11 protein-coding genes are annotated in these 9,325 nt (G+C 37.7%); 7 read left to right on the top strand and 4 right to left on the bottom strand.

The annotated features are described in order from the left end of the window. Positions 1-174 precede the first annotated feature (174 nt). Entirely contained in the window at positions 175-1,002 is an 828-nt protein-coding gene (locus HHL23_RS18395) for a GLPGLI family protein (protein ID WP_169236233.1), read from the bottom strand. Positions 1,003-1,169: 167 nt separating this feature from the next. Between HHL23_RS18395 and HHL23_RS18390 the strand changes: the two genes are divergently transcribed. The 4 genes from HHL23_RS18390 to HHL23_RS18375 all read left to right on the top strand — a co-directional run bounded on the left by HHL23_RS18390 (position 1,170) and on the right by HHL23_RS18375 (position 3,883). Beyond that, positions 1,170-2,363: a pyridoxal phosphate-dependent aminotransferase gene (locus HHL23_RS18390; protein ID WP_169236232.1), complete on the top strand. Its 1,194-nt coding sequence runs from the start codon at positions 1,170-1,172 to the stop codon at positions 2,361-2,363. A 182-nt stretch (positions 2,364-2,545) separates the two neighbouring features. Beyond that, on the top strand, positions 2,546-3,178 hold the full coding sequence (locus HHL23_RS18385; RefSeq protein ID WP_169236231.1) for a peroxiredoxin: 633 nt from the start codon (positions 2,546-2,548) through the stop codon (positions 3,176-3,178). Positions 3,179-3,326: 148 nt separating this feature from the next. Continuing rightward, entirely contained in the window at positions 3,327-3,635 is a 309-nt protein-coding gene (locus HHL23_RS18380) for a thioredoxin family protein (RefSeq protein ID WP_169236230.1), read from the top strand. Further along, entirely contained in the window at positions 3,635-3,883 is a 249-nt protein-coding gene (locus HHL23_RS18375; RefSeq protein ID WP_034727575.1) for a DUF6952 family protein, read from the top strand. The genes HHL23_RS18380 and HHL23_RS18375 overlap by 1 nt, the downstream gene beginning before the upstream one ends. 523 nt (positions 3,884-4,406) lie before the next feature. Here HHL23_RS18375 and HHL23_RS18370 read toward each other — a convergent pair. Genes HHL23_RS18370 through HHL23_RS18360 form a run of 3 tightly spaced genes read right to left on the bottom strand, consistent with a single transcriptional unit; the run spans position 4,407 to position 6,647 of the window. Continuing rightward, positions 4,407-5,096 (bottom strand): Bax inhibitor-1/YccA family protein, encoded by a 690-nt coding sequence (locus HHL23_RS18370; protein ID WP_169236229.1) that lies wholly within the window; start codon positions 5,094-5,096, stop codon positions 4,407-4,409. Positions 5,097-5,126: 30 nt separating this feature from the next. Then, positions 5,127-5,567, bottom strand: coding sequence for a peptidylprolyl isomerase (locus HHL23_RS18365; protein WP_169236228.1), 441 nt, complete (start codon positions 5,565-5,567; stop codon positions 5,127-5,129). A gap of 45 nt (positions 5,568-5,612) precedes the next feature. Beyond that, on the bottom strand, positions 5,613-6,647 hold the full coding sequence (locus HHL23_RS18360) for an acyl-CoA reductase (RefSeq protein WP_169236227.1): 1,035 nt from the start codon (positions 6,645-6,647) through the stop codon (positions 5,613-5,615). A 59-nt stretch (positions 6,648-6,706) separates the two neighbouring features. On the opposite strand from HHL23_RS18360, the gene HHL23_RS18355 reads away from it, so the two are divergent. From HHL23_RS18355 to HHL23_RS18345, 3 genes are all read left to right on the top strand, one after another. After that, a complete protein-coding gene (locus HHL23_RS18355) occupies positions 6,707-7,057 on the top strand; it encodes a 4Fe-4S binding protein (protein WP_073335842.1) in 351 nt (116 codons plus the stop codon). A 118-nt stretch (positions 7,058-7,175) separates the two neighbouring features. Further along, on the top strand, positions 7,176-8,240 hold the full coding sequence (serC, locus tag HHL23_RS18350) for a 3-phosphoserine/phosphohydroxythreonine transaminase (protein ID WP_169236226.1): 1,065 nt from the start codon (positions 7,176-7,178) through the stop codon (positions 8,238-8,240). 116 nt (positions 8,241-8,356) lie between these two features. Next, positions 8,357-9,322: a D-2-hydroxyacid dehydrogenase gene (locus HHL23_RS18345; RefSeq protein ID WP_169236225.1), complete on the top strand. Its 966-nt coding sequence runs from the start codon at positions 8,357-8,359 to the stop codon at positions 9,320-9,322. Positions 9,323-9,325 lie beyond the last annotated feature (3 nt).

Here is a 9,325-nt window from a genome sequence, read left to right as displayed (position 1 = left end):
AAAATAGCTCTCAATCTTTTGAAAAATGAGAAAACGCTCAAAGTCGGTGTTAGAGGAAAGCGCCTAAAAGCAGGATGGGATAACAGGTATCTTGAAAAATTAATTAATTTATGATGCGTTTGCCCTGTCCTGATATCAAAAAAGACTGCCCAATGACAGTCTTTTTTCCTTGTTTTATTCTTTTTCAATGGGATTATCAGACAGTCTAAGCTTTCTGGCGATTGCAGCATCCACATTGGCGCCGCTTTTCTTAAGCTCATTGTAGTCCAACTGGGCAACATAGCCGTCTTTGAGCTGCATTTCCATTTTCCCTGCTTTGGAATCTATATTCATACCTGCCACATCTTCTCCAGGGGAAAAACGGTAGCTTTTGATGATCTTTCTGTATTCTATATTGGTAACCTGTTTATTATTTTTTGGAATAAAAGCGGCTACAGCTTTAATTTTTTTGATTTGGATCAGATCAAAAACATGATCACTTTCAGAATCTTTGAGCATCACCACCAATCCGGGAAGTCCGCTGAATTTGTATGGCCCGTCATTCACCGGAAAATATTTACTGAACCACGCTTCCCATTGTCTGCCTTTATATTCTGCAACTGCTTTCTGACAGTTCATCGCATTGATCTTCCTGAAATCATTCTCTATTTTCCACTTGGGAACTTCATTATCCATTGTTACAAGACTTACATTTTTAAATTTATCGTAAAAATGAATGGTTTTTTTAGCGTAATCTTTTTCCACGGTGTAATTCAGGTTGCGGTCATAGTTCCTTCCCTTTAAGAGTGCCGGATAGCTCTTATCCACATTGTAGGCGGAATCCCTTTCATATTTTACGGCATTAGAGTAATAAGAATTCTTTCCATCCGTGTCCAGGTTCATATAATCTGTCACCAAAGAATCTTTCTTCCCGGCATCAGGTTTAAATTTATATTCATAAACAAAACGGTAGCTCTGTGCCGAAATAAGGGAAGCACATAATAAAAATAAAAGTCTGTACATTTTTTGGCTTTGATATAGTATTAAAATAGGATTGAAGTAAGCAGAAGCCTGCTATTCCAAATCTAGTGATTAAATTAAAACCTGACAAAAATCTTTTTTTCTGGTACCATTTTTATTTCCCGGCAAAACGTTTTTATTATATATTTGTTAAAATTCAAAAAAACCATATGGATAAACTTTCAGACAGAGTAAAAAGGTTAGGTTACTCACAGACTTTCGTAATGTCCAACAAAGCAAGGGAAATGAAGGCCGCCGGCATTGATGTGATCAGCCTTACCCTGGGCGAACCGGACTTTGATGTGCCGGATAATATCAAACAGTCCGCTTTTGATGCCATCAACCAAAATTACAGCCACTACTCTCCTGTCCCAGGGTTTCTTGAACTTCGTGAAGCAGTAGCAAATAAATTAAAAAGAGACAATAATTTAGACTATAAACCAGCGCAAATCTGTGTTTCAAATGGTGCCAAGCAAGCTATTTTAAATGTACTTGCTTCTGTAATCAATGACGGTGATGAAGTTCTTCTTCCAGCACCTTATTGGGTGAGTTATGACGAAATGGTGAAAATGATGGGTGGAAATTCTGTAATGCTTCCCACTTCTTATGTCACTGATTTTAAAATAACAGCCGAACAGCTTGAAGAAGCTATTACAGATAAAACGAAAGCGATCCTTTTCAGTTCTCCATGTAACCCATCCGGTGGATATTATACGTACGATGAACTTAAGTCTATGGCGAAAGTGATTGCCAAATATCCTCATGTGACCGTTATTTCTGACGAAATCTACGAATACATCAACTACGAAACCAAAACAACCTCCATTGCCCAGTTTCCGGAAGTATATGAGCAGACTGCCGTGATCAACGGAATGTCTAAAGCTTTTGCAATGACAGGATGGAGAATCGGATATTCTGCCTGTCCGGAATGGCTGGCTAAGGCTTGCGAAAAGATTCAGGGACAAATGACCAGCGGGGCAAATACAGTAGCACAGAGAGCTTCTATTACCGCTTTACAAACGGATCCTTCTGAATACAAATACATGATCGATGCTTTCCAGAAAAGAAGAGATCTCGTGTATGACCTGATGAAAGAGATTCCAGGATTTAAAGTACTGCTTCCAAAAGCTGCATTTTACTTCTTCCCGGACATTTCCCATTATATCGGAAAAACACTGAACGGTACAGAAATTAAAGATTCTGATGACTTCGCCATGTTTCTGTTAGAAAAAGCTCATGTAGGATGTGTAGGAGGAGTTTCTTTTGGAAGCCCTGAATGCATCAGATTCTCTTATGCAGCTTCCGAGGAAGACCTTAGAGAAGCGATGAAACGCATCAAAGATGTGTTGGCGCCTTTTAATTGATTAAATTAAAATTAGACTCCATAAAAATTAGTATAAAGTAAACAAAAAGCTCTGATTTCAGGGCTTTTTTTCTATAGATCCATTAAAAACAATTATAGATTTTATTTATCGATATTGATTTGTTCGATAGATGAAATGTTCATATATTTGCAGTAGAAAATTTAATATAAAAACAGAAAATTATGTCTTTAGTAGGAAAAAAATTCCCAAATGTAACAATCGATGCTATGTCTGAAATGGGTGACGATCTTAGAATCAACATCCTTGAAGAAGCTACTACCAACCAACAAAAAGTGATCTTATTCTGGTATCCAAAAGATTTCACTTTCGTATGTCCTACAGAGCTTCACGCTTTCCAGGATGCTTTAGGTGAATTTGCAAAAAGAAACACTAAAGTAATCGGTGCTTCTTGCGATACCAACGAAGTACACTTCGCATGGTTGAACACAGCAAAAGATAACGGAGGTATTGAAGGAGTAACTTACCCGCTTTTAGCTGACACGCACAGACAATTAGCCAACATTTTAGGAATCGTAGATCAGGATTTCGAATACAATGAGGATGGAGAAGAAACTTTCACAGGTTCTAACGTAACTTACAGAGCAACATACCTAATCGACGAAACTGGAAAAATTTTCCACGAGTCTGTAAACGATATGCCTCTTGGAAGAAACGTAAAAGAATATTTAAGATTGATCGACGCTTACACACACGTTCAAAAACACGGTGAAGTATGTCCTGCCAACTGGGAAGAAGGAAAAGATGCCATGAAGGCAGACAGAACTTCTACAGCAGAATACTTAGCTAAGAACTAATTAAAACAATATAACAATGTAGCAATTATAGTAATGTAACAATATAGCAGTGTAACAATGTACCAATACTTGAAATTCAATATTTTTAATTGTTAAACTGATAAATTATTAGATTGCTACATTGTTTATTTTTTCTAAAAATAAACTTATGTATACAGAATTAACAGAAGATACGTTACAAAATATCGTGAATGACAATGAAAAAGTAGTTGTTCAATATGGTGCAACATGGTGCGGAAACTGCAGAATCATGAAACCTAAATTCAAAAAATTAGCAGCAGAAAACGAAGAGATTCCATTTTTATATGTAGATGCTGAAAAACTTCCTGAAAGCAGAAAACTAGCAACGGTTGATAACCTTCCTACTTTCGCAGTGTTTAAAAACGGTAAATTGGTAAACCAGGTACAGAGCAACCAGGCTGAAAGTTTAATTAACCTTTTTAACGAATTACAATAATGAAGTTACCCGTAATCAGACAGTTTTATCAGAATCAAACCCCTGAGAATCTTGAAAAAACATTAGAAGTACTGGAAAGTTTCTGTGAATTCAGAGGAACCAGCGAAGAAGATTTGAATGTAGCAGGAGAATTGATCACCAATATCTGCGGTGCTTTGGAAGTACATGCCAGCGTTCAGAACGGAATGAGCGAAAAAGACGCTTTAAATTCTTTTGCACAGAAGGTCTTAGGATCTATCGATAAATAATTTTTTCATGTTTAATCATCGAAAGATTTAATCAGTAAAAGATTATAACACAGTACTACTGAGGCTTTCCTCGATACTATATTTTCTCAATTCTTTCATTTCAATTTCAAACACGTGCCACAAAGCCTCTGTAATATGCCATTGCTGATGCTGTTGCCGTTGTTGATTCTGGTGAAAGAATATTCAAAAAATCCCGGTGAATGTCATCAGGATTTTTTGGGTTTAAATGGGTGAGATTTAAAGATTGAAAAATTCAAGTGTTATAAATAAAAATGCAATACTTTTCTTTGTTTATTAAAACAACAATTACACTAATGCTTTGCACTAATTACACTAAACATACACACTCGTCACTAGTGATATTTGTGAAAACATTTGTGGCATTTGTGTTTATAAAGTTTAGAAGAGCATAAAAAATCCCAGTGAAAATATCACCAGGATTATTATTTATTAGAGATTAAATGTGAATTGACAATTTTTCATTCATCATTCATCATTCTTCACTCTTCACTCTTCATTTAAATTAACTTCTTCTGCTCATTAAGATTCTCAGAATATACCAGAACAACAGCATAATTGATGCGAAAAGCTGTAAAGAAGCTCCCACATACTGCCCTGTTGTGTACGTATTTTTAAGCTTACTGGTTTCATACAGAATACTTGCAGAAGCCAAAACCATCATTCCTACTGAGAACCAAAGCCCCAGGTTGAATCCAAAAATAGCTCCCGCCACAATCAGTCCTATCGAAAGAAAACCTCCAATAATAATGATGTTTCTTAAAAATGAGAAATCTTTTTTAGAGGTAAATGCTACTAATGAAAGTCCTGCAAACATCGCAATCGTAAGCATGGCAGCCTGGAAAATAATATTCCCCCCACCCTGCATTCCCGCAGCAATATAAAGCATTGGCATAAAGATCACAGCTTCCAGAATGATATAAAATCCCAATCCGAAATACTGGGTAGTTCTGCTCTGAGAAAGCGACCATTTAGACGCTAACATAGACGCCAGCCAGAAAACACCAATGATCAGCAACCAGGTATATTTCTGCCCGAACATCATCGCAATGATCTCTACCGGGACAGTTTTCAGTAAAATAGTTTCAACCCCGATAAAGGCCAAGATTGATAAAGCAACGTGCAAATACGTTTTTCTGTAAAAAGCTGCTTTCTCCACATCTGAGGAATGGGCAACTAAGACATCTGTCATCATAGTTAGTATTTTTTTTATTTTAATTTAAGGTTATTTCGTCTGTTTCGCCGGCATTACCCCAAGGATCTTTCCGTCCTCTTCAAATACAGCCATAATCACCTCTTTTGAAGAATCTCCTGCGTATTTGTAGTGGATGCTTGGCAGACTGGATCCGTCCATTAATTTATGGTAACCGGTTTTTAAAATTTCCAGCTTTTTGTTAATATCAAAGCCTTCCTTCACCTTTTTCAGAACATCATCCGTAACAATTTCTTTTACCTTGTCTGAAAGAAGTAAATCAATAGCAGGCCGGTCCGAAGATTTAAGAGCGGTAACAAACTTAAGAAAATTGTCATTATACAGATTGATTTTCTCTTTGCTCAACTGCGCCGGAACTTCCTTCTGAACCTTTTCAACCTTCGCTCCGGTCACTTTCTGGGCAAACATGAACTGCGTGGCAAGCACTGTAAGTCCTAAAAATATTTTTTTCATAATCTATTCGATATTGGGTAAAATTGGTAAGTGAAGATACTAAAATCAGACCACTTCCAAAAATTTCATCGTATCTACATTGTCCGCATAAGTATCAAGAGAAGGATGCTGTGCTTCTCCGAAAGGAATAGAATCCAGCCCAAGTTCTTCTTTAGCCACGATACACTGAATATCTTCTTCATTTTCAGCAATAAAGCTTTTAACTTCATCCAAAGATGAATATCTGCTGAAATTGATTACAGAAAGCGGACTGAAAAGTTTATCATCTTCTTTTAACATCACAAAATTATTATCCCAGAAAAGATCACGGTTCAGAAGATAAACCGCTCTGTTATAATCGTAATTATTAGCATACTTATGATGATTGATGATGTCCTTGAATCCTACAAAACTTTCAAACAGTCTGTCGATCACAAAATCCTCCGGAATAAAAACTCTCGTCACATTTCTGCACCCAAGCCCGAAATATCTGAAAATATCTTCGGCCAGAAGCTGAAGTTCCTCAGGAGTTTCATCCCCTTTTAAAACAGCTGCAGACGTTCTGTTTTTTCTGATGATGCTTAAATGATTTTTGAAATAATATTCAAGATATCTTGCCGTATTATTACTTCCTGTAGCAATCACTGCATCAAAATTCTCCAGTCTCTCAACAAATTCAAACTGAACGGCACCACCGGAAAATTCATTCCATTTCTCCAACAAGAAAGGAACCATCAGTTTATCCTTTGAAGACAGTTTGATCAACGGAATATGCCCGCTTAAAACCACGGAGATCACATCATGAAATCCTACCAGAGGAATATTTCCGGCCAGGATCAATCCTACTCTTTTTGAAACCTTAGAAACGGAATAGTTTCTGATCCAGTTATTTATATTGTCCTCCGTAAGCAGATTCATCCACTCGTTAAGAGCAAATTTCTGATTATCAATAGTAAACCATGGATTTTCTATTTCAGACCTTTTGAGTAATAATTCAAACTCCGTATCAGTCTCATTATCATCCTCCGGATTCTTTGTTAAATACTCTTTTATATACTCGCTTAACTTAATAAGTCCTAAAACTTGATTTTCGATATTCATAATTACTTTTAAATTGGGGAATATTTTGTAATTTTGTGCAAATTTAAAAAAAATTAGCGATGGCTATTAAAATAACTGATGAATGCATTAATTGCGGTGCCTGTGAACCGGAATGCCCAAATAATGCAATATATGAAGGGGCCGTAGATTGGAAAGCTTCTGAAGGTACCGCTCTGGCCGGTACTGTGACCATGACGTCAGGACTTACTGTAGATGCAGATTCGCCGCAGGAACCTGTGAGTGATGATGTATATTTCATTGTAACAGACAAATGTACGGAATGTAAAGGATTCCATGAAGAACCTCAGTGTGCAGCGGTTTGCCCGGTAGACTGTTGTGTTCCTGATGAAGATCACGTAGAATCTGAAGAAGCGCTGCTTGAGAAAAAAGCGTTCTTACACGGTGAATAATAAAGGCTCCGTCTCACCACTATGAGACGGTTTTTTTAACTATAAATCTCAAAGAATCTAATAAATATCAATATAAACCGCAAGCCCAACCACCTTGCACAACCAAAAAAGTAACAATATGAGCAAAAAGCACAACTTCAGCGCAGGACCATGTATCTTACCTCAGGAGGTATTCGAAAAATCAGCAGAAGCTATTTTAGATTTCAACGGTATTGGATTGTCTCTTCTTGAAATTTCGCACAGAAGCAAAGATTTCGTTGCGGTAATGGACGAAGCGCGTGCCATTGTGAAAAGACTGATGAACCTTGGTGATGATTATGAAGTCCTTTATTTAGGCGGCGGTGCAAGCCTTCAGTTTGCGATGGTTCCTTACAACTTGCTGAAAGTAGCCGGTAAAGCGGCTTATCTTGATACAGGTACCTGGGCGGCGGGAGCTGTTAAAGAAGCAAAAAAATTAGGGACTGTAGACGTAGTAGGATCTTCCAAGGAAGAAAACTATTCTTTCATTCCTAAAAACTATACGGTGGGTTCAGAATACGATTATTTCCACTGCACCTCAAACAATACAATCTACGGAACTCAGATGAAATCTTTCCCGGAGGTAGATACTCTGATGGTTTGTGATATGAGTTCTGATATTTTCTCAAGACAGCTCGATTTCTCTAAATTTGACATGATCTATGCCGGGGCTCAGAAAAACATGGGACCTGCCGGGGTAACACTGGTGGTGATCAAAAAAGAAATTCTTGGAAAAACAGGAAGAGAAAATATGTTGTCTATTTTGGATTATTCTCAGCATATCTCAAAAGAATCCATGTACAATACCCCTCCGGTTTTCCCGGTTTACGCATCTCTTCTTACGCTACAGTATCTTGAGAAGAATGGCGGAATCGCAGCGGCAGAAGCAAGAAATGAAGCGAAAGCAAAACTTTTATATGATGAGATCGACAGCAATCCTCTTTTCGAAACGTTCTGCGTAAAAGAAGACCGTTCTTTAATGAATGTATCTTTCCAATTGAAAGACGAAAGCAAAAAAGAAGAATTCGACAATGCATGGAAGGCTGCCGGGATTAGTGGACTGAACGGACACAGAAGCCTTGGAGGTTACAGAGCAAGCTTGTACAACGCTTTACCGATTGAAAGTGTACAGGTTTTGGTGGATGTTATGAAGTCAATAAAATAACTTATATTAGACGGCCAAAAAAATAAAAAAGATTTAAAGATTTCAGATGACTGATTTCAGACTTTAAAGTCTCGTTTCTAACATCTTAGGTCTACCATCTATTAAGACAATAACACATGAAAGTTTTAGCAAACGACGGAATCTCGAAAACAGGAGAACTGGCACTCACAGAAGCAGGGTTTGAAGTTCTGCCCAACAGAGTGGCCCAGAATCACGTTATCAATTTTATCAATGAAAATAACGTAGATATTCTTTTGGTAAGAAGCACGACGAAAGTAAGACAGGACGTGATCGATGCCTGTCCAAGCCTTAAAATTATTGGGCGCGGTGGTATCGGGATGGACAATATTGACGTAGATTATGCTAAAAGCAAAGGGATAAAAGTGATCAACACCCCTACAGCATCTTCAAAATCAGTAGCTGAGCTTGTTTTCGGACATTTTTTCGCACTGGCTAGATTTCTTCACGAATCGAACCGCTTGATGCCCCTCGAGGGAGAAACGCATTTCGAGGCCATGAAAAAGTCATTCAGTAAAGCGTATGAACTTTCCGGAAAAACACTTGGAGTGATTGGCTTTGGAAGTATTGGCCAGGAAGTCGTGAAAATAGGAATAGCATTAGGAATGAAAATTAAAGTATTGACAAAAAATCCAAAGACAAGAGTTCTTACCCTGGACTTTTTCGACGGACAGACTCTGAACTTTGAGATCACTTCTACCAACGATATGGATGCTTTTCTTAAAGACACGGATTTCATCAGTATCAATACGCCGAAAACAAATGAATATATCATAGACACGCCTCAGTTTGAAAAAATGAAAGACGGAGTCTACATAGTGAATACTGCAAGAGGAGGCGTCATCAATGAGGTAACCCTTATTGATTTCATCGAATCAGAAAAAGTAGCGGGAGCTGCACTGGACGTGTTTGAGAACGAACCTACTCCGGAACTTCCTTTACTGATGAACCCAGCGCTATCCCTTTCCCCTCACGTAGGCGGAAATACAGTAGATGCCCAAGAAAAAATCGGCGCAGAACTTGCAGAACAGATTATTAAGCTACAAAAAGAAACCATAAGATAAAAT

The sequence above is a fragment of the Chryseobacterium antibioticum genome, from assembly GCF_012927325.1.
In the GTDB taxonomy this organism is placed as follows: Bacteria; Bacteroidota; Bacteroidia; order Flavobacteriales; family Weeksellaceae; genus Chryseobacterium; species Chryseobacterium antibioticum.
This window is presented reverse-complemented; position numbering and strand designations above follow the sequence as displayed.